The 20,745-nt window shown below is 49.7% G+C and carries 20 protein-coding genes, 1 rRNA gene, 1 pseudogene and 1 riboswitch; of the genes and pseudogenes, 2 read left to right on the forward strand and 20 right to left on the reverse strand.

Annotation, left to right across the window (positions count from 1 at the left end):
- Positions 1-195: 195 nt before the first annotated feature.
- The 5 genes and pseudogenes from NFR98_RS10065 to NFR98_RS10085 all read right to left on the reverse strand — a co-directional run.
- Positions 196-879, reverse strand: a pseudogene (locus NFR98_RS10065) (UvrD-helicase domain-containing protein); the annotation flags it as partial.
- A 37-nt stretch (positions 880-916) separates the two neighbouring features.
- Entirely contained in the window at positions 917-1,612 is a 696-nt protein-coding gene (gene pcrB / locus NFR98_RS10070; protein WP_014096913.1) for a heptaprenylglyceryl phosphate synthase, read from the reverse strand.
- Between the two features lie 301 nt (positions 1,613-1,913).
- Positions 1,914-2,246: a YerC/YecD family TrpR-related protein gene (locus NFR98_RS10075; RefSeq protein WP_014096912.1), complete on the reverse strand. Its 333-nt coding sequence runs from the start codon at positions 2,244-2,246 to the stop codon at positions 1,914-1,916.
- Between the two features lie 68 nt (positions 2,247-2,314).
- A complete protein-coding gene (locus tag NFR98_RS10080) occupies positions 2,315-3,322 on the reverse strand; it encodes a DUF3048 domain-containing protein (RefSeq protein WP_014096911.1) in 1,008 nt (335 codons plus the stop codon).
- 133 nt (positions 3,323-3,455) lie between these two features.
- Positions 3,456-5,198 (reverse strand): adenine deaminase C-terminal domain-containing protein, encoded by a 1,743-nt coding sequence (locus NFR98_RS10085; RefSeq protein ID WP_017550750.1) that lies wholly within the window; start codon positions 5,196-5,198, stop codon positions 3,456-3,458.
- A gap of 105 nt (positions 5,199-5,303) precedes the next feature.
- Between NFR98_RS10085 and NFR98_RS10090 the strand changes: the two genes are divergently transcribed.
- A complete protein-coding gene (locus NFR98_RS10090) occupies positions 5,304-5,534 on the forward strand; it encodes a YgaP family membrane protein (protein WP_014096909.1) in 231 nt (76 codons plus the stop codon).
- A 95-nt stretch (positions 5,535-5,629) separates the two neighbouring features.
- On the opposite strand, the gene purD is transcribed toward NFR98_RS10090, so the two are convergent.
- The 14 genes from purD to NFR98_RS10160 form a co-directional block, all read right to left on the reverse strand.
- Complete coding sequence (gene purD / locus NFR98_RS10095; RefSeq protein ID WP_026684448.1) at positions 5,630-6,880, reverse strand: phosphoribosylamine--glycine ligase; 1,251 nt, start codon at positions 6,878-6,880, stop codon at positions 5,630-5,632.
- A 262-nt stretch (positions 6,881-7,142) separates the two neighbouring features.
- On the reverse strand, positions 7,143-8,672 hold the full coding sequence (gene purH, locus NFR98_RS10100; RefSeq protein ID WP_061086440.1) for a bifunctional phosphoribosylaminoimidazolecarboxamide formyltransferase/IMP cyclohydrolase: 1,530 nt from the start codon (positions 8,670-8,672) through the stop codon (positions 7,143-7,145).
- Positions 8,669-9,262 carry a phosphoribosylglycinamide formyltransferase gene (purN, locus tag NFR98_RS10105; RefSeq protein ID WP_061086439.1) on the reverse strand — a complete coding sequence of 198 codons (594 nt, stop codon included), beginning with the start codon at positions 9,260-9,262 and terminating at the stop codon, positions 8,669-8,671. The genes purH and purN overlap by 4 nt, the downstream gene beginning before the upstream one ends.
- On the reverse strand, positions 9,255-10,298 hold the full coding sequence (purM, locus tag NFR98_RS10110) for a phosphoribosylformylglycinamidine cyclo-ligase (RefSeq protein WP_061086438.1): 1,044 nt from the start codon (positions 10,296-10,298) through the stop codon (positions 9,255-9,257). The genes purN and purM overlap by 8 nt, the downstream gene beginning before the upstream one ends.
- Positions 10,299-10,317: 19 nt before the next feature.
- Positions 10,318-11,742 (reverse strand): amidophosphoribosyltransferase, encoded by a 1,425-nt coding sequence (purF, locus tag NFR98_RS10115; protein WP_017550745.1) that lies wholly within the window; start codon positions 11,740-11,742, stop codon positions 10,318-10,320.
- Positions 11,727-13,976 carry a phosphoribosylformylglycinamidine synthase subunit PurL gene (purL, locus tag NFR98_RS10120; protein ID WP_110134242.1) on the reverse strand — a complete coding sequence of 750 codons (2,250 nt, stop codon included), beginning with the start codon at positions 13,974-13,976 and terminating at the stop codon, positions 11,727-11,729. Before purL ends, purF begins: the two co-directional genes overlap by 16 nt.
- Positions 13,960-14,643 (reverse strand): phosphoribosylformylglycinamidine synthase subunit PurQ, encoded by a 684-nt coding sequence (gene purQ, locus NFR98_RS10125; RefSeq protein ID WP_110134243.1) that lies wholly within the window; start codon positions 14,641-14,643, stop codon positions 13,960-13,962. Before purQ ends, purL begins: the two co-directional genes overlap by 17 nt.
- Positions 14,640-14,894 (reverse strand): phosphoribosylformylglycinamidine synthase subunit PurS, encoded by a 255-nt coding sequence (purS, locus tag NFR98_RS10130; RefSeq protein WP_013860601.1) that lies wholly within the window; start codon positions 14,892-14,894, stop codon positions 14,640-14,642. Before purS ends, purQ begins: the two co-directional genes overlap by 4 nt.
- Before the next feature lies 1 nt (position 14,895).
- A complete protein-coding gene (gene purC, locus NFR98_RS10135; protein WP_251460054.1) occupies positions 14,896-15,606 on the reverse strand; it encodes a phosphoribosylaminoimidazolesuccinocarboxamide synthase in 711 nt (236 codons plus the stop codon).
- 88 nt (positions 15,607-15,694) lie between these two features.
- The gene (gene purB, locus NFR98_RS10140; protein ID WP_017550741.1) at positions 15,695-16,990 is read right to left on the reverse strand and encodes an adenylosuccinate lyase; all 1,296 of its coding nucleotides are present in this window, start codon (positions 16,988-16,990) and stop codon (positions 15,695-15,697) included.
- Positions 16,983-18,143, reverse strand: coding sequence for a 5-(carboxyamino)imidazole ribonucleotide synthase (purK, locus tag NFR98_RS10145; protein WP_017550740.1), 1,161 nt, complete (start codon positions 18,141-18,143; stop codon positions 16,983-16,985). Before purK ends, purB begins: the two co-directional genes overlap by 8 nt.
- The gene (gene purE, locus NFR98_RS10150) at positions 18,124-18,600 is read right to left on the reverse strand and encodes a 5-(carboxyamino)imidazole ribonucleotide mutase (protein ID WP_429895601.1); all 477 of its coding nucleotides are present in this window, start codon (positions 18,598-18,600) and stop codon (positions 18,124-18,126) included. Before purE ends, purK begins: the two co-directional genes overlap by 20 nt.
- Positions 18,601-18,741: 141 nt before the next feature.
- Positions 18,742-18,842: riboswitch (purine riboswitch) on the reverse strand.
- 48 nt (positions 18,843-18,890) lie between these two features.
- Positions 18,891-19,103 carry an NETI motif-containing protein gene (locus tag NFR98_RS10155; protein ID WP_017550738.1) on the reverse strand — a complete coding sequence of 71 codons (213 nt, stop codon included), beginning with the start codon at positions 19,101-19,103 and terminating at the stop codon, positions 18,891-18,893.
- On the reverse strand, positions 19,100-19,642 hold the full coding sequence (locus NFR98_RS10160) for a DUF2179 domain-containing protein (RefSeq protein WP_017550737.1): 543 nt from the start codon (positions 19,640-19,642) through the stop codon (positions 19,100-19,102). The genes NFR98_RS10155 and NFR98_RS10160 overlap by 4 nt, the downstream gene beginning before the upstream one ends.
- 150 nt (positions 19,643-19,792) lie before the next feature.
- Between NFR98_RS10160 and NFR98_RS10165 the strand changes: the two genes are divergently transcribed.
- Entirely contained in the window at positions 19,793-20,521 is a 729-nt protein-coding gene (locus NFR98_RS10165; RefSeq protein ID WP_017550736.1) for a DsbA family oxidoreductase, read from the forward strand.
- 152 nt (positions 20,522-20,673) lie between these two features.
- Here NFR98_RS10165 and rrf read toward each other — a convergent pair.
- Positions 20,674-20,745 (reverse strand): 5S ribosomal RNA (rrf, locus tag NFR98_RS15895); the annotation flags it as partial.

Genomic DNA, 20,745 nt, shown 5'->3' on the forward strand with positions numbered 1-20,745 from the left:
TCGTCAACTTGACTTGTTACGGCAGCATTCAGCCGACTTCACCGAGCTTATAACCTCAAGATCCTTACCTATCTTGACGCTATTCGGAGGATCAGGGAGAGCCTTTCCGGGCGTTACTCCTTCATTCGACTCTTCGAATCATCAGTTCTCCCAGCTTTCGCTGGTGGCTAATCTTTTCAATTAGCAACGTGTCGCACTATCCTGATACTCATCAACGTGGATGTATTGAAATTTTCTTTGGTAGTATTCGAGGACTTCCGGGACGCGCTTGAACAATTGGATTGTCATCATGATCAGATCGTCAAAGTCAAGCGACTGGTTTTTCTTCAGGCGTTGCTGGTAAGCCTCGTATACGTCACTGACAATTTGGTCAAAAAAATCGCCCGCTTGTTTGGCGTACTGCTCAAAATCAATCAGTTCATTTTTCGCGCTGCTGATTTTCCCTAAAATCGCCCGTGGATCAAATTTTTTCGGATCCAGATTTTTTTCTTTTAAAAGGTTTTTAATGACCGATAGCTGGTCGGTCGCGTCAAGGATTGAAAAATTGCGGTTAAAGCCGATCCTGTCGATATCCCTCCGCAAAATGCGCACGCACATCGAATGGAAGGTGGATATCCACACTTCTTCAGCAGCACCACCCATGATCCCGGCAATCCTGTCTTTCATTTCGCGGGCGGCCTTATTGGTAAACGTAATCGCTAAAATATTATACGGATTCACGCCTTTTTCCACCATTAAATAGGCAACGCGGCGAGTCAGCACCCGCGTTTTGCCGCTTCCCGCCCCGGCAAGAATCAAAAGCGGCCCTTCCGTTGTTTTGACCGCTTCTTTCTGTTCGGGGTTCAGCCCGTTCAGAATACGGTCGGTTAAAAATTGCATGATTTCACCACCAAATGAGAATGTTTGTTCTATTTTATCACAAACCTGTTTGCTTTACAACCCGAACCGTTTTCACGGCCTCGTGTATATTTTCATAAACCACATTGCCGACGACCACTACATCTGCAGCCCGTGCCATCTCCGCAGCCTGTGCCGCAGTGCGGATGCCGCCGCCGTAAAACAAAACGGTATCTTCCAGTACTGTTTTCACTTTTTCAACAAGCTTTGGATCTCCGTAAGTGCCGCTGTATTCCAAATAAAAAACCGGAAACTTGAACATATGCTCCGCCATGCTTGCATAAGCGAGAACGTCGTCGTCATCAAGGCCGGTTGCTGCTTCTGCAAGCTGAGCGGCTTTACAGTCCGGATTTAAAATACAGTAGCCTTCCATGACGATCTCATTCCAATTCATCCATTCCCCGTATGCTTTCACTGCTTTATGGTGGGCACCGGTGATCCAAGTTGTATTTTTGCTGTTTAAAACCGCCGGAATCAAGTAAAGGTCATAAGCTGGTGCGATTGCGTCCGGATCCGATACTTCGAGGCAGCACGGCACGGCGTATCTTCTCACCCTTGACATTAACTGTAACGTGTTATCAAGGGTGACACCGTCCGTTCCACCGATAATCACTGCATCCGTGCCGGACTCGCAAACTTTTTCCAAATCTTTTTCCGAAATATCTTTATTCGGATCCAATTTGAAGGCATGCCGCCATTCACGCACATCATACATCAACCGGAAATCCTCCATTCTTCATCCATCATAGCCCATTATAGCATTTGAAGGTACAGGCAAAAAAGCTTTTCATCGGAACGGGAAAATATAACAGGCCTGCCCGGAAACGCCGCGCTTTCCCCCCATTAAAGCCGGAAAATCTCTCCTGTATGCTTATGCAAAAAAAGCGGTGCCGGCAGAAGGAAAAATGAAAAGCGCAACTTTTCTAGCAAGATGCGCCAAGCCCCGTGATTCTATCACGAAAAGCGGTTGTTCTGCGTAAAAAAAGCCCTTCTTTTAAAAGAAGAGCTTTTTCTTTTTATTCTGATGGTTCTTCTTCTGTACGGTTTTCCTGCCTTTGTTTTTTTTCGATCCGGTCGAGGACCATCTGGTAGGAATCGTTGCCATAATTCAGGCAGCGTTTGACACGGGAGATAGTAGCTGTGCTCGCGCCGGTTTCCGTCTCAATCGCATGGTACGTCTTATCGTTGCGCAGCATTCTCGCCACTTCCAGGCGCTGCGTCATCGCCTGAATTTCGTTGACGGTGCATAAATCGTCAAAAAAACGGTAGCACTCTTCAATCGTTTCAAGCGACAGGATCGCTTCAAACAGCTGATCCAGCGCTTTTCCGCGTAATTTGTCTATTTGCATAAACGTTTTTCTTCTCCTTTACTCTATTGCTTTCCAGCACGGCTCTGCCGGACTGCCCGAACCCCTGCCTAATCTGTAACGGTAACACTGCTTAAAGTTGGTACAATATTGATCCATGTTTTTCCCGGCACCAGTTTGACCGGTTCCCCGTTTTGATACGGAAGAATCCTGCCGTTGTCATTTTCCCATTCGACTTCCCGGAGCTTTCCCTTTTGGATGAGATACGCTTTGCCTCCAGATGTTAAATCAATATCCTTGCGCCCGTGACTGTCAATCAGCTTATGTTTAGCAGCAACAATGAACAAATTGTCGATGAGGACCGGTTGATCGTTGTTTGCATCCACCGTCTCCACCCCGCCAGAGTAGCGGTCATACTTTCCTTTTTCTGCGTTATACCGGTACACGGCATTTAAATTTTCCCGGCTTGAATAACGGATACTGACTTTCCCCGCAGAAATGCCCGAAATGTTTTTCACTTCATTGGCAGAGGCAAAAGAAAGAGGAGACGGAGGCTGGTTCATTACATAGCCTTTTTTCCGTGCGCCCTTTAAAATATTTTGATAAGTGATATAGGAATTATGGGGCGCTTTTCTGGCCGCCGACCGTTTGAACAAAGTGCCGTCATACTGCATGCCGTTCAGTTCATCGACATAGCCCGAATCGAGCAGCTTTTTCGCGCCCGGGCTGTAGCCGTGGGCAATATATAAAGCATCGTATCCCTTTGCCAGCTTGATGAAATACGGTCTGGCGCTCCGGACAGGCCCGAATTTGGCCGGCATATGGCTCTCAAAAATTGCGACAAACCGGGTGATTTCCCCTTCTGCCAGGGCTTCATAGACCACATCGGCTGAACTTAACCCTGACTGCGGGCGTGCAAGCGGATGATTATTGATCATGACGGCAACCGCCCGTTTTGCTGGCCTGTTTGTTGTCCGAAGCCCTGTCAGCGGTGCGGTCCACCGGTGTGCCGCAGATTTTCCGGCTCCCTGCTGCTGACTGCCTGTACCATGCTGGCGGCCGCATGCCGATAGCACCAACAGGAGGAACATCAGACCAATCAGTCGTTTCTTTCCCATTTTTGCAACTCCAATCACATTTCTTAAATACACCGAACGGCAAACCGCAACCTGCCGTACAGAAAGAGGTTTTTTAGAAACGAACCATCTCCCTTTTTACGCCACGCTTAACCATTTCCATTACTTTATTATTTTAACGCATTATTGTTGGAAAGAGTATCGTTTTCTTCATCACATCGTACATTCCTTTGGAAGTGATCCGGATATAGGGCAAATGGGTCGCGCATAAAAAGAGCAAAGAATACATCGGATCATCATATGCATAGCCGCGGTCCCTTAAAATACTGGAAAATTTTTTCATATCCCCGATCAGTTCATCCATGCTTTTATCCGACATGATGCCGCCGACCGGGAGCGGAATCTCATGGATGATTTTCCCGTTTTCCGCAATCACGATGCCGCCGCCCATTTCTTTCATCCGTTTAAATGCAAGCAGCATATCGCTCTTTGATTTTCCAATGCAAAGAATGTCGCCTGTTGATGAATAAGAAGAGGCAAGGCCCATCAGATTTTTGGCAAATCCTTTCACCAGTGTGTTGATCCGCCATTTTCCTTTTTTATCCATTAACATGAGAAAATTATCTTCATAGTTGTCCGGAAGCACTTCATACGATACGTCATACGAAATGGAGTACGGCCTTGTAATGACACTGTTGGACATCTCTAGTCCGAATGGCATGGAAAATTGCAAATCGTCCGGTTCGAGATCCCAATCCAGTTCAAGCGGGCCTTGACCGTACAATGCCCAATCGACCGGTTCTTCCGGTTCGATTCCTTTGCCATCTTTTTTCAACCAAACTCCTTTCGACAGAACCGAAACAGGCACCGGATTTGTTTCGCTCTCCAAAAAATTGATACTTGCCACCCGGCCTGTTGCAATGATACCGTGCAAATGCTGGATATTGTAGTAACGTGCCACATTGTAGCTTGCCATTAAGTATGCGTCCACCGGGGGCACCCCGTGTTCCATCGCGATTTGAATCATCCTGTCGATCACGCCTTCTTCGTAAAAAGCAGGCGAGCTGCCGTCGGTTGTAAAAAACATTTGATCATACTGGTCAATGCCGAGCGCTTTCATTTCATCCAGTAACACAGGCAGATCGGGGCGGATGGATGAGTGGCGCAAAGACACCGTGTATCCCTGCATCAGCCGGTTCAGTACTTCCTTGCCCGTCATCGCTTCATGGTCACAGTCTGCCCCAAACAGCATCATTTTTGCCAATGTTTTCTCGGAGGCACCCGGGAAATGGCCTTCAATTTTTTTCCGCATCCGCTTGGCTTCCTGAATCCAATGGAGCATTAAGTCGTCGCCGTCCACCAGTTTCGGCCAGCCGGTCAGCTCCCCTCCCTGCAGGACAGCATCATGCTCGAGCCACGATTTTACACACTCGTGAGAAAAAACCATTTCTTCGTCCACAAGCTCCGTCTGCCCGTCGAACCGGGCCCACCAATACATCGTAACCGGTGAATGGCGGAGCTTTTGCATTAGAGAAAACGCTTTCTTTTTGTCTGTTAATAAAACGAGCATGAGGTTATCGTTGATCAATGTTGTTGTCCCTTTTTGCGCTGCATAATGGGCAAAGGTTTGGGGATTATAAAGTTGAAACGGATGGACATGCGGTTCAATATACCCGGGCACAAGCCACTGCCCCGAGCAATCGGTGATTTCGCATCCGGATGTCTTTTCAGGCAGTTTTTCCCCGGTGTATATAATCCGGTCCTGATAAATCCAAATATTGCCCGTAACCCATTTTCTTAACGTCGAATGAAGAAACCGGGCATTTGTTAAAACCATGTCTGGCGAAAGCTTGCCGTCCAGCACGGCGACATGTTCCCTGATTTGTTTGTTTTTCCATCTGTAACGTTGGTCAAGCATTGTCTCATTCCTCCCTAGGGAGACCCTAATATATTCATATATTACCATATTTTATCCATTAAAGCAGTAAAGAAGTTCGAAAACATGGGAAAGGAGATGTTCATCATGAAAATCGCACCCAATATTGGCATTTTAAATGCCTTAATCCGAATTACGTGCGGGCTCACTTCGCTTGCATGGGCCACAGCTAAATTATCGAAAAAACCGGGGCGCTGCAGCTATTTATGTGTTGCGCTCATGGGTGCCATGAAAGTGGGAGAAGGGATTGTCCGTTACTGCCCTGTGACGGATCTCATTCAAAACCGGCAAATGAATGGCGGCCAGGAAGAAGTGTAAACGAGAAGGTAATATAAGGAATAGGAAACATTACCATCTGGAGAAAAAACATACCAGGCAAAAGGCCGGGATTTTCCAGCCTTTTGCCTCAAGGGCTAAGCCTGATTTCTTTTGCCGATATCTCTCCGGTAAAAAAAACCATCCAAACGGAGCCTTTCCAATTCGTGATACAGCGCTTTTCCCGCTTCTTCCAGCGTACCGGCTTTCCTTCCGATGAAAAGAACCCTTCCACCGTTTGATACAAGCCTTTCCCCATCCGCGCGCGTGCCAGCATGGAAAACAAAAGACTGCAATTTTGAAAGCGACGGAATTGGAATCCCTTTTTCGTACGCATCCGGATAGCCGTTTGCCGCAATCACAACCCCTAATACAGCTTCCTTGCGCCACTTGATGCTAGGGGTTTTGTCGTCCAACAGATCGAGAAAAATCTGTGCCAGATCCGATTCAAGCCTTTCGAGCACAACCTCCGTTTCCGGGTCACCGAAGCGGGCATTGAATTCAATCACTTTCACACCTTTTTCCGTCAACATCAAGCCGGCATACAGGACGCCGGTAAACAGGCAGCCTTCCTCTTTCATCGCTCTGGCTGCCGGGCGCAAAATATGTTCCACTGCCTTTTTCACTTCTTCATCCGGGATTTGCGGAACCGGGGAGTAGGCGCCCATTCCGCCTGTATTCGGGCCGCTGTCGCCGTCATATGCACGCTTATGGTCGCGCGCGATGACCATAGGATACACTTCTTCTTCCCGGACAAACGCCATCAGGGAAAATTCTTCCCCTTTTAAAAATTCTTCTACAACCACTTGGTTTGAGGCTTCCCCGAATTTCTTCCCGATCAGAGCAGCACGGAGCGCTTCCTTTGCTTCTTCCAGTGTCATCGCAACAGTTACACCTTTTCCGGCGGCGAGGCCGTCTGCTTTAATGACGATCGGTGCGCCTTTTTCTTCAATATATTTCTCTGCCTCCGAATAGTCGGAAAAAACGCGGTAATCCGCAGTCGGAATGTCGTATTTTTGCATCAGTTCTTTTGCGAATGCTTTGCTGCTTTCAATCCGAGCCGCTTGTTTTGTCGGCCCGAATATTTTCAAGCCGGCATTTTGAAATTCGTCGACAATCCCTGCGCTTAAAGGGGCTTCCGGACCGACAACTGTTAGTTCAATGCCCTTATCTTTTGCAAAAGCAAGCAAAGAAGCCGTGTCCGTTTCATGGATCGGAACGATTTCGGCGATTTGCGCAATGCCGCCGTTTCCCGGTGCGCAATAAATTTTATCAACGCGGGCGCTTTCCGATATTTTTTTGCAGACGGCATGCTCGCGGCCGCCGCTGCCGATTACAAGTACTTTCATTTTAACGTGGCCTCCTCTCTTTGTCCATCATTTTGTAAGGTCTTCTGACTAATTTTATGATCTGATATAACGGGCACCCAGGGACAAATTTCCTGCCGAAACATTCGCCGGTCCTGGCCGGACAGTGGCCTTCGCTTTTCTGTTTACCCGGCTCTGCTTCCCGGGCTTGCGTACTTCTGCGCCTTTTCCTTTTGATAAGCGGGCATCGGTTCGCCTGCAGTCATTGTGTCCTCCAAAGTAAGCCGTACGCTGCGCTTTTCTGTTAGTGTTTAAAGTGGCGGATGCCGGTGAAGACCATGGCGATGCCGTATTCATCGGCCTTTTTAATGGAGTCTTCGTCGCGGATGGAGCCGCCCGGCTGGATGATCGCGGTAATGCCAGCTTTGGCAGCTGCTTCGACAGTGTCGTCCATCGGGAAAAACGCATCGGATGCCATCGCGGCTCCTTTTGCTTTTTCGCCGGCCTGGGCCAACGCAATTTCTGCCGCGCCAACACGGTTCATCTGCCCGGCGCCAATGCCAAGCGTTTTTTCAGTATCCGTCACCACAATCGCATTTGATTTCACATGTTTTACCACTTTCCAGGCCAGTTTCAAAGCCTTCCATTCCTGTTCTGTCGGCTCACGTTTTGTGACAGTTTTCACTTGGGCTTCATTCAAAGTATAGGTATCCTGATCCTGGATCAGCAGCCCGCCTTCAACGGAAGTAATGATTTTTTCCGGTTTGTGCGCTTCCGTAAAAGGCACAGTCAAAAGGCGGATATTTTTCTTACTTGCCAAAATGTCAAACGCTTCGTCCACAAACGACGGGGCAATTACAATCTCGAGAAAAATTTCATGTAGCAGCTTGGCCGTTTCCGGGTCAACAGGCCGGTTGAATGCGACGATGCCGCCGAAAATCGATTTCGAGTCTGCCTCGTACGCTTTTTTATACGCTTCAAGCGCCGAATCTCCGACCCCGATGCCGCACGGATTCATATGCTTTACGGCTACAGCTGCCGGTTCCTTGAAATCTTTTACAATCTGCAGGGCGGCATCTGCATCGCGAATATTATTGTACGATAATGCTTTGCCGTGCAGCTGCCTTGCGTGCGCAATCGAAAACGGCGAACCAAGCGGGTTGATATAAAAGCTTGCTTTTTGGTGCGGGTTTTCCCCATAACGGAGCGTTTGCTTGAGCTCATATGTAAATGTGACATTCTCCGGGGCCTCTTCGCCAACAAGCGTTGTCATATAACCGGCAATCATGGCGTCATACGCTGCTGTATGGCGGAAAACTTTTGCAGCCAGCGCTTTTTTCGTATCTTTCGTCACATCGCCGTGCGTTTTAATTTCGTCAATCACTTTGTCGTAGTCCCCTGCGTCCGTAACAACGGTGACATATTCGAAATTTTTCGCAGCCGCACGCAGCATTGACGGTCCGCCGATATCAATATTTTCAATGGCCTCTTCTTCCGTGACATCCGCCTTTGCAATCGTCTCTCGGAACGGATAAAGGTTTACACAGACAAGGTCAATCGGTTTGATCCCGTGCGCTGCAATTTGCTGTTCATGTTCCGGCGTCCGTTTTGCCAAAAGCCCGCCGTGGATATTTGGATGGAGCGTTTTTACCCTGCCTTCCAAAATTTCCGGGAAACCTGTTACCTCTTCCACCCCCGTAACAGGCACGCCGGCTTCTTCCAGCGCTTTTTTCGTGCCGCCGGTTGAGAGAATTTCAAAGCCGAGCCCGCTCAAACTTTGTGCAAATGCCGTTACCCCTGTTTTATCCGATACACTGATTAATGCTCTTTTCATTCTGGTAAAACCTCCATGTTGGTTTGATTTTCCACTAGCTTCCTGAGCACATCCGGATACAGCATATGCTCTGTCTGATGAATTCTTGCCGCCAGTGTTTCGTATGTGTCCCCGTCAAGCACAGGGACAGCCGCCTGTGCAATAATCGGCCCGGTATCCATGCCTTCATCGACGTAATGAACGGTTACACCCGTTATTTTCACGCCTGCCGCAAGCGCCTGCCCGATCGCATCTTTGCCCGGGAAAGCCGGCAGCAACGACGGATGGATATTGATGATTTTCCGTGGATACTGATTCAGGAGCACCGGCCCGATCAGCCGCATATAGCCGGCCAGAATGATCCATTCAATCTGTTTCTCCTGTAACTGCGCCAAAATTTCCTGCTCATACGCCCGCTTATCTGGGTACGTTTTCGGATTGAACACAAACGCCGGGATGTTTTCTTGTGCTGCCCGGCGGATGACATACGCATCTTCACGGTCACATACCAACAGTTCAATCGCGGCATCAAGTTCCCCTTTTTTGGCTGCATCACATATCGCCTGGAAGTTTGTGCCGCTGCCCGATGCGAAAACAGCCATTTTATGCATTGCCTCTGCTCCCTGCTGCAAAACGGACACCCGCCGTATTTGTAACATGGCCGATGATGAAAGCTTGTTCCCCGGACTGGTTGAAAAAGGAAACAGCGGCCTGTGCCTCTTCCGCCTTCACCGCGAGGACAAACCCGATGCCCATGTTAAAAACGTGAAACATCTCATCGCGGCTGACGTTTCCGTAAGATGCCACAGCGGAAAAAACGGGTGGGACCGGCCATGAACCGAGGCTGATTTCAACACCGAGCCCGTCTCTGTGCATACGCGGAATATTTTCATAAAACCCGCCGCCTGTCACATGTGCCATTCCTTTAATCTCAAATTTTTTCAGCGCGGAAAGCACCGGTTTGACGTAAATTTTGGTCGGGGTTAACAGCACTTCTCCAAGCGGCCGGCCCAGTTCCGGCAAAATCGTATCAACGGTCATCGCATGGTCTTTGAAAAAAATTTTCCGGATCAGCGAATAGCCGTTACTGTGAATGCCACTTGAGGCAAGGCCGATTAAAACATCTCCGGGTGCGGTATTACCCGTGACAAGCGCCTCTTTTTCACATGCGCCAACCGCAAATCCCGCCAGATCGTATTCGCCTTCTTCATACATATCCGGCATTTCTGCCGTTTCTCCGCCGACAAGCGCGCACCCTGCCTGCACGCATCCTTCCGCCACGCCTTTTACAATTTGCTCAATCGTTTCCGGGTTCTGGCTGCCGCAACCGATATAATCAAGGAAAAATAGCGGTTCCGCCCCCTGGACAATGATGTCATTGACACACATGGCGACACAATCGATGCCGATCGTATCATGCTTATTTGTTAAAAAGGCAAGTTTCAGTTTCGTGCCGACGCCGTCCGTTCCGGAAACAAGCACGGGCTTCTGGTAATGGAGCGCGGATAAGTCAAACATGCCGCCAAATCCGCCGAGTGCACCGATTGCCCCCGCCCGGTTTGTTCGCGCCACATGCTTTCCCATCCGTTTGACCGCTTCATAGCCTGCTTCGATGTCGACGCCTGCATCCCGGTATGTGTTTGCCATAGGAATCCTCCGTTAATTGCTATTTTTGAATCAGTTCTTTTTCATGCGGCAGCACCGTATCCGGATAAATTTCCGTCGGATACTTGCCGGTAAAACAGGCGAGGCACTGGCCGCATGTTTCATTAATGGCCGGCCTGCCGATTGCTTCGAGCATATTGTCAACCGTCAAAAAAGTGAGGGTGTCTGCGCCGATCATCTGGCGGATTTCCTCCACGCTGTGATGGGCTGCGATCAGTTCTTCATGCGTCGATGTGTCAATGCCGTAAAAACACGGATGTTTCATTGGCGGTGAGCTGATGCATACATGCACTTCCGTTGCCCCGGCATCGCGGAGCATGGTGACGATCCGTTTGCTTGTCGTTCCGCGCACGATCGAATCATCGACCATGACCACCCGCTTTCCTTCGACGATAGCGCGCACCGGCGACAGTTTCATTTTCACACCCTGTTCGCGCAGCGACTGCGACGGCTGGATGAACGTGCGCCCGACATAGCGGTTTTTGATCAGGCCCATTTCATAGGGGATGCCGGATTGTTCTGCATAACCGATCGCCGCCGAAATGCTTGAATCCGGCACGCCAGTTACGACATCCGCGTCAATACCCGCCTGGATCGCAAGCCTTCTCCCCATATTTTTGCGTGCGGCATGGACGTTGATACCGTGGATATTGCTGTCCGGCCGGGAAAAATAGACATATTCCATTGTGCAAATGGCCGGATTCGCAGCATACGCATACTGCTCCGACTCAATGCCGCGGCTGCTGATCGATACGAGTTCACCAGGGCGGATGTCGCGGATAAACTCTGCCCCGACAATGTCAAGCGCGCATGTTTCAGAAGCAACGCAATAAGCGTCGCCGATTTGTCCGAGTGAAAGTGGGCGCAAACCGTTCGGGTCAAGGGCGACAAGCAACTCGTCTTCAGTCATAACAGCAAATGCATACGCCCCCTTTAGCATCGTGAGTGCGCTTTTCATCTGTTCTTTCATGGTACGGTAGCCGCTTCTTTTCATTAAATGGGCGAGCACCTCTGTATCCGATGTCGTCTGAAAAATGCTGCCCTGCATTTCAAGCTGGTGCTTCAATGTATGTGCGTTGACGAGATTGCCATTATGCGCAAGCGCAAGGCTGCCGTTTTGCGAATGGAACAGAAGCGGCTGGACGTTTTCAATCCCGCCGCCGCCCGCTGTTGCGTAGCGGACATGCCCGAGGGCTGCATCCCCGTCAAGCCCGGCAAAAGACTGGGCTGAAAATACTTCCGTCACAAGCCCTTCCCCTTTTTTTCCAATGAGTCGCCCGTTTTGTTTGACTACGATACCCGCACCTTCCTGCCCCCTGTGCTGCAGGCTGTGGAGCCCGTAATAGGCAAGTTGCGCTGCATCTTTGTGGCCCCATACCGCGAAAATCCCGCATTCCTCATTTAATCCCTTTATTTCAGCAAGCATCTTAAGGCTCCTTTCCAAGCCGTTTCACATTCCGCTGTATCCGCCAGAATCCACGTCTCCCCGTTTTCCCCTTTGATGGTCATTTGCTTATCATCCGTGACATGGCCTATCCAAACAGCCTCATTCACCAAATTTTGAAAAACCTGCTGGTGCTCTTTTTTCACTGACACAATAAATCGTGACTGGGTTTCGCTGAATAACGCCGTAACCGGGTTGCCTTTTAAAACGACATGGGCCCCCAAATTTTCCGTCCCAAACAGGCATTCGGCGAGTGCCGGTGCAAAACCGCCTTCCGAGACGTCATGGGCGCTTTGCACAAGGCCGGACTGGATCGCAGCAAGCAGTTGGTGCTCTCGCCGGGCTTCGGTTTCCAAATCGAGTGCCGGCGGTTTTCCGGAAATTTGGCCGTCTGTAAGCTTTTGCAGTTCGCTGCCACCGAATTCCGGTTTTGCTTCCCCGATTAGATAAATGAGGTCACCAGCCTGTTTAAATGTCTGCGTGGTCGCATGAGTAATGTCTTCGAGAAGCCCAACCATGCCGACAACCGGTGTCGGATACACGGCCTGTACGGAGACTTCCCCATTTTCCGTTTTTTGCCATGTTTCATTGTACAGTGAGACATTGCCGCCAATGACCGGGGTTTCAAGCGCGCGGCACGCTTCGCTCATGCCATCTGCTGCTTTTTCGAGTTGCCAGAAAATTTCCGGTTTTTCCGGTGCGCCGAAGTTCAGGCAGTCTGTCACGCCAAGCGGCTGGGCCCCGGAACAGACAATGTTGCGCGCCGCTTCCGCCACTGCGATTTTCCCGCCCGTTTCCGGATCCAAATAGACGTAGCGGGCGTTGCAGTCCGTTGTCATCGCGAGCGCTTTTCTTGTCCCGCGTATCCGGATGACGGCTGCATCTGATCCCGGCATGACCACCGTGTTCGTCCGCACCTGATAGTCGTACTGTTCATACACCCATTCTTTGCTGGCAATGGTTGGCTGTTTGAGCAATTGGAAAAAGGTTTCCTGAAGATTTTCCACCGCCGGAATTTGCGGTTTCATCACCTGATAGGCCGCAAAGTAAGCCGGCTCTTTGGACGGTTTATGGTAGACGGGCGCATCCTCTGCAAGCGCATCGGCCGGCACATCTGCGACAAGTTCGCCGTGGTGGTACAGTTTCAACCTTTTATCATCGGTTACCGTTCCGATGGCAACAGCATCGAGCCCGTATTTTTGAAAAAGGCGGATGATTTCCGGTTCCCGGCCCTTTTTTACGACAATCAGCATCCGTTCCTGCGATTCGGAGAGCATCATTTCGTATGGTGTCATCCCGGTTTCGCGTTGCGGAATGCGGTCAAGATTCATCACAAGCCCGACGCCCGCCTTGCTGGCCATTTCGGAAGAGGAGCTGATGAGCCCGGCCGCCCCCATATCCTGGATGCCGACGAGCGCATCATGGCGGACAAGTTCGAGGCAGGCTTCAAGGAGCAGTTTTTCCATAAACGGATCGCCAACCTGGACTGCCGGACGCTTTTCATCCGAATCTTCGCTGAGCTGCCCGGAGGCAAAAGTGGCGCCGTGGATGCCATCCCTTCCTGTTTTTGCGCCGACATACATGACCGTGTTGCCGATGCCGCGCGCCTGCCCTTTTTGAATGTCTTTATGTTCGATCAGGCCGACGCACATCGCGTTGACGAGCGGATTGCCGTCATAACACGGGTCAAATGCCACTTCTCCGCCGACTGTCGGAATGCCGATGCAATTGCCGTAGCCCGCAATTCCGGCAACGACTTCTTTGAAAAGATGTTTCACCCGCGGAGAATCGAGTTCGCCGAAACGGAGCGAATTGAGGAGCGCAACCGGCCTTGCCCCCATCGAAAACACATCGCGGATAATCCCGCCGACACCCGTTGCCGCGCCCTGGTACGGTTCAATCGCAGACGGGTGGTTATGGCTTTCAATTTTAAAAACAACCGCCAGCCCGTCGCCGATATCGATGATGCCGGCGCCTTCCCCGGGCCCCTGGAGAACGCGTTCGCCTTTTACCGGAAACTTTTTTAAGACCGGCTTAGAATTTTTATAGCTGCAATGTTCCGACCACATGACGGCAAACAGCCCTGTTTCGGTATAATTCGGCGTCCGGCCGAGAATCGCTTCGACCCGTGCGAATTCTTCGTCTGTCAGCCCGATTTCACGGTAAATCTTTTGGCTCTTGATTTCGGCCGGTCCTGGTTCAAGCAATAACGGCATGGGATTCCCTCCAGTTTTTCACAATGGATTTGAACAGCTTCAAGCCGTCCGTGCTTCCGAGTAATGTCTCAACGGCCCGTTCCGGATGGGGCATCATCCCGAGTACATTACCTTGTTCGTTCATAATTCCCGCAATATTGGCAATACTCCCGTTAGGATTTTCCCCGTACGCGAACACAATTTGCCTATTTTCTTTCAGCTTTTCGAGCGTTTCTTTATCACAAGTATAGTTCCCTTCCCCGTGGGCAACTGGAATCCGGATCGTTTCCCCATGTTCATACAGGGAAGTAAACATCGTTACGGCATTTTCGACCACAAGCGGTACCGTTTTGCAGACGAATTTCAAGCCTGCGTTCCGGAGCATGGCCCCTGGCAAAAGGCCGGCTTCAAGCAAAATTTGAAACCCGTTGCAGACGCCGAGCACCGGTTTGCCTTCTTCAGCAGCTCTTGCAACAGCCTGCATAACCGGCGAAAAGCGTGCGATCGCGCCTGTCCGCAAATAGTCGCCGTACGAAAAACCGCCCGGCAGGAGGATCCCGTCAAATCCATCTAAACAATCTGCATCATGGCGGACGTATGCCGCTTCTTCACCAAGTGCATCTTGAATCGCATGAAACATATCGGTGTCACAATTGGATCCCGGAAAAACGATGACAGCAAACTTCACGGCGCAACACACTCCTCAATTTCATAGCGGTAGTCTTCGATGACAGGATTTGAAAGCACCCGCCCGCACACTTCCCGGATGACGTCATCCAGGTCCCGGTCCGTTTTTTCTATAAGCAGCTCCAAATATTTTCCGGCCCGCACGTCCTGCACTTCGCTGTAGCCGAGCTGGGCAAGCGACTGTTTGATGGCAACCCCCTGTGGATCAAGGATGCCTTCGCGCAAGGTGACATAGACTTTCACTTTATACATGTTATACATGCGAAATATCTCCTCTCAAGCGATTTAAGATTTCCTGGTAAACTTCCGTTAAACTGCCCAAATCCCGGCGGAACACATCTTTATCCAACTTTTCATTCGTTGCCCGGTCCCAGAGCCTGCACGTATCCGGGGAAATTTCATCAGCCAACAGGATCGCCCCGTCACGTCCGCGTCCGAACTCGAGTTTGAAATCCACAAGGCGGACGCCGATTTCTGCAAACAGCGCCTTTAGGCTCTCATTTACAGCCAGTGCCTGTTTTCTTAAAAACTGCAAATCTTCCGAACTTGCAATCCCTAAAAGCCGTACATGGTCTTCTGTAATGAGTGGGTCGCCGAGTTCATCCTTTTTATAATAAAACTCGACAACCGGCTGCCCGACCGGCGTTCCTTCTTCAAGTCCGAGGCGTTTTGCAAGGCTGCCCGCCACGACATTGCGGACGACTACTTCAAGCGAGATGATCTCCACCCGGCGCACAAGCTGTTCGCGTTCCGATATTTTACGGATAAAATGGCTCTTGACCCCTTTTTCCGCAAGCCGCTTAAAGATCAGGCTTGAAATCTCATTGTTTAGCTGCCCTTTTCCTTCAATCTCCGCTTTTTTCACGCCATTAAACGCGGTGGCCGAGTCTTTATACTCAACGCGCAATACATCCGGATCCTCTGTTTCATACAACCGTTTTGCTTTCCCCTCGTATACAAGCATGCGCCTGCCTCCTTAAGCCTGCTGCAAATTTCGCAGCCGCTTTTTATTTTCCGGGACAGCCGGGCTGAATTCACCCGGCCGCCCCGGTTCAGTTCAGCCCGAGACGGTCAAAAATCGTATCGACATGTTTCAAATGATAATAGTAGTCAAAGCATGCCTCGAGTTCCGCTTCCGTGAGCCTGCTTTGGATGGCCGGGTCTTTTTTCAACAGTTCCTTAAACGGTACCTGTTTCTCCCACGACTCCATCGCTTTCGGCTGCACCGTATCGTATGCCGCTTCACGGGACATGCCTTTATCAATCAAAGCAAGCAAAACCCGCTGTGAATAAATGAGACCGAGCGTTTTGTCCATGTTCCGTTTCATATTTTCCGGGAAGACGGTCAGGTTTTTCACAATATTGCCGAACCGGTTCAGCATATAATTAATAGCAATCGTTGCATCCGGCAAAATAATCCGTTCCGCGGAAGAATGCGAGATGTCGCGCTCATGCCAAAGGGAGACATTTTCATACGCCGTTACCATATAGCCGCGCAGCACCCGCGCCATCCCGGTCATATTTTCCGAACCGATCGGGTTGCGTTTATGCGGCATCGCGGACGATCCTTTTTGCCCTTTGCTGAAAAACTCTTCCACTTCACGGGTTTCGCTTTTTTGCAGCCCCCTGATTTCCGTAGCAAATTTTTCAATCGATGTCGCGATCAAAGACAAGGTCGCGATGTAATAAGCGTGGCGGTCGCGCTGCAGCGTTTGCGTGGAGATTGGCGCCGGCTTTAAGCCGAGTTTCCCGCAGACATACTGCTCAACGAACGGGTCGATGTTGGCATAGGTCCCGACAGCACCGCTTAATTTCCCGTAACGGATGCCGTCCGCCGCTTGCCTGAAGCGTTCGAGATTCCGTTTCATTTCTTCGTGCCAGAGCGCCATTTTCAGGCCAAAAGTGGTCGGTTCGGCATGGACGCCGTGGGTACGGCCCATCATGACGGTGTATTTATGTTCAATTGCTTTTTGCTTTAAAATTTCAATAAAACGTTCAAGGTCTTTTTCAATGATTTCATTTGCCTGTTTGATCAAATAAGAAAGCGCCGTATCGACCACATCCGTGGACGTCAGCCCGTAATGCACCCATTTTCTTTCTTCGCCAAGCGACTCCGAAACGGCCCTTGTAAAAGCGACAACATCGTGGCGCGTTTCCTGCTCAATTTCTAAAATTCTTTCAACATCAAATCTGGCATTTTCACGGATTTTTTGCACATCTGCTTTCGGGATTTCCCCAAGCTCCGCCCATGCTTCACAGGCAAGGATTTCCACTTCAAGCCATGCTTTGTATTTATTTTCGTCTGTCCAGATGGCGCCCATTTCAGGCCTTGTATAGCGTTCAATCATTCACTGCTGCCTCCGATCGTTTCTGTACATCCTGCCATACACCGGATTGTTCAAGGGAAAGCAAAGTCTCTTCGATTTCCTCTGTCAGCACTGTAACATGGCCCATCTTTCGCTGGAATTTCGCTTCTTTTTTGCCGTAAAGATGGACCGACCATTCCGGCTGGTAAGGAATTTGCGTAAGCGCCCTTTCGACGTGCTGGCCGAGCAGATTGACCATGACAGCCGGCTTCAAAAGTTCCACTTTGCGGAGCGGCCAGTTGCAGATCGCGCGGATATGCTGGCCAAACTGCGAAATCGAACAGGCTTCAATCGAGTAATGCCCGGAATTATGCGGGCGCGGTGCCAGTTCATTGACATAAAGCGTACCGTCCGCTTCTAAAAACATTTCGACTGCAAGCGTACCGGTTAAATGAAGCTGCTCTGCCACCTTTAGGGCGAGTTGCTCCGCCTCTTTTTTCACCGTATTTTCCACCCGTGCCGGCGCGATTGTTTGATGCAAAATATGGTTGTGATGAATATTTTCAACTACCGGAAAAAGGCTCGTTTCCCCTGCTTCATTCCGGGTGATGATGACAGAAAGTTCTTTTGTAAATGGAATCATTTTTTCAAGGACACATGCGCCGTGGGCAAGAAGCGGATCCGTTTCATTAAAATCCCCTTCATGCCGGAGCGTGATCTGCCCTTTTCCATCATAACCGCCGCGCGCCGTTTTTAAAATACATGGATAGCCAATTTCTGCAACAGCTTCTTTCAAATCCGCCGCGTTTTCAACGACGCGGTACGGCGCAACCCGGACGCCTGCTTTTGCAACTGCTTCTTTTTCAAAAATACGGTTCTGCGTGATCCGGATCAGCTCCGCTCCTTGTGGCACATGGGCAAATCCGGTGGCCTTTTTCAATGTTTTATAATCGATATTTTCAAATTCATAGGTGAGCACATCGCATCGTTCCCCGAGCGCCCGCAATGCCGCTTCATCATCATATGGCGCCGTGATTTGCCCGTCCGCTACCTGCGCACACGGGCAATCCGGCACAGGATCAAGGACAATGATCCGGAAACCCGCCTCTTTTGCGGCAAGGGCCATCATTCTCCCGAGCTGGCCGCCGCCGATGATGCCGATTGTACTCCCCGGTTTAATCATTTTCCTGTTCAAGTTGATCACTGCTTTCATATACGGTTTTTGAAAGTCTTTCCCGCCTTTGTTCAAGCCTTTTGGCAATATGTTCGTTTGTTATGGATAAAATTTGGGCGGCAAGCAGTCCAGCATTCGTTGCGCCCGCTTTTCCGATCGCGACCGTTGCAACCGGGACACCGCCCGGCATTTGCACGATTGAAAGCAAAGAGTCAAGGCCGTTCAACGCTTTCGACCGGACCGGCACGCCGATGACTGGCAACGTCGTTTTTGCTGCGACCATCCCCGGCAAATGGGCCGCGCCGCCTGCTCCCGCAATGATGACTTTTACGCCCCTGCTTCTTGCCTGTTCTGCATATTGAAACATCAGATCCGGCGTCCGATGTGCAGAGACAACTTTTTTCTCATAAGGCACGTCCAATTCATCCAGCACGCTGCACGCATGTTTCATCGTTTCCCAGTCTGAAATGCTGCCCATAATGACGCCAACTTCAACTGCCACCTGCATCCCTCCCCTATTTATGTACAAAAAAACCCGGACGGATCTGCCCGCTCTATTTTAGAGAGAAAGCAGTCCATCCGGGTGCAGCACAAATAAGCATGGAAAACCTTGTGATTCCCAACTTCCGCTTTCCCTCATAGTCCGATTATTTACGGTAACCGGGTAGAGACGTATGGGCCGTATTCCCATTATATATGAGGGTCATATTCACTTTGTATTTTTATCTTAACAGGGAGGCTTGTTGCTGTCAACGAATAATTCATGTTTTACAGGTCGGGAATGTTCGGGTCTGAACTTGATTTTCTTCCTTCAAATACAATTTTTCTGGTGACCGGCTCATATTCTTTCTTGCCGTTTTTCTTGACTTCCCGGAACACCGGCTTTTCGATTCTTCTGACCGGTTGGAAGCCTTCTTTTTCCATTCTTGCCAGACAGTCCGCAATGGTCTCATTTTCAAACACTTCAAACTGTTTTTTCATTTGTTCAATTTTCCTTTCTTCACCGCTTTTACCCAAAAACCGCCGTAAATGGTTTTCGGCTCGTATGCAATGATAAAGGCCTTTGGATCAATCGTCTTTATCGCTTGGTATAATTTCAGTTCATATTTCCTCGGCGTCAAAACCTGAAGGGCAATCCGATCCCCTTCAAGCCCGTGCGCATCCCATGTAGTAACGCCGTAGCCACTTTCCCGCAATTTTTTTGCCAAATCCAAATTTGCCCCTGTTGTAATGACATTGACCGTAATATAGCCGAGCGCCAATTTTTCTTCAATTTTCATCCCCACCATGACGCCGATTCCGTAACCGGCCGCATACGCAATAATGTTTTGGATCTTATTCAAATTATCAAGAACAAGCCCGAGACCGATGATATACACGATAATTTCAACCATGCTGACAAAAGCAGCAATATACCGGTATCCCTTTAACGTTAGAATCATCCTCGTTGTCGAAAAGGATACATAGATAATATTAACAACAAAAATAATCAGTACCATGACAATACTATTGTGGAGCAATGATTTTCCCCCTCCTCATCACACATTCATTTTGCTTCTTTTCCATCATATCACGGCCGGAGCAAAGTAAACGTGTCCATAAGCATGATTTTTTATGATAAAACTTTTTTGTGATACGATAGGGGGTAATCGAAGAAATGGGGTGTTCATATGAAAATTGAAGTGTGGTCTGACTTTGTCTGCCCATTTTGCTATATTGGAAAACGGCGTTTGGAAATGGCGCTGGCACAATTTCCGCACCGGGATGAGGTGGAAGTTGAATTTAAAGCTTTTGAACTTGACCCTACTGCTGAAAAAGGCATTGGCAAAAATATCCATGAAGCGATTGCCGAAAAATACGGCATCAGCATGGAAGAGGCAAAACAGGCAAACCACGGGATTGGAGAACAGGCGGCAACGGTTGGGCTTCGTTATGATTTTGACAACATGAAGCCGACGAATACGCTGGATGCACACCGCCTTGAAAAATTTGCCGCGGCTGAAGGCAAAGGGGCGGAACTCGCCGAAAAACTGTTCCACGCTTATTTTACAGAAGGAGCGTATATCGGTGACCACGAAACACTTGCCACGATCGCCGAATCTGCAGGCCTCAGCCGGGAAAAAGCTTTGGAAGTGCTTCGTGACCCGAACGCCCACTTAAATGATGTACGCGTAGATGAAGCCATCGCACAGCAATACGGCATCACCGGCGTCCCGTTTTTTATTCTCAACCAAAAATACGCCATCTCCGGCGCCCAGCCGCTCGAAACCTTTACAAGCGCCCTTCAGAAAGTATGGCAGGAAGAAGCCGCAGCACCGGTGCTGCAAGACCTGTCCACCGAAGAAGACGTTGCCTGTGCAGATGGAAGCTGCATTATACCGGGGAAGGAAGAAAAGTAACCATGTTATAAAAGGCAGGGATATTCCCTGCCTTTTTAAAATACGCCTATGGGCACTCTTTCTGTATCCGCTGATGGTTAGAAAAATTTGTTCGCGGATTTAGAAAAAGCAAATAAAAAAACGCAGACGATTTGTCTACGTTTTTTTATTTGGCCCGGCAACGTCCTACTCTCGCAGGGGGAAACCCCCAACTACCATCGGCGCTGGAAAGCTTAACTTCCGTG

The sequence above is a fragment of the Weizmannia agrestimuris genome, assembly GCF_943193165.1.
GTDB lineage: Bacteria > Bacillota > Bacilli > Bacillales > Bacillaceae_C > Weizmannia > Weizmannia faecalis.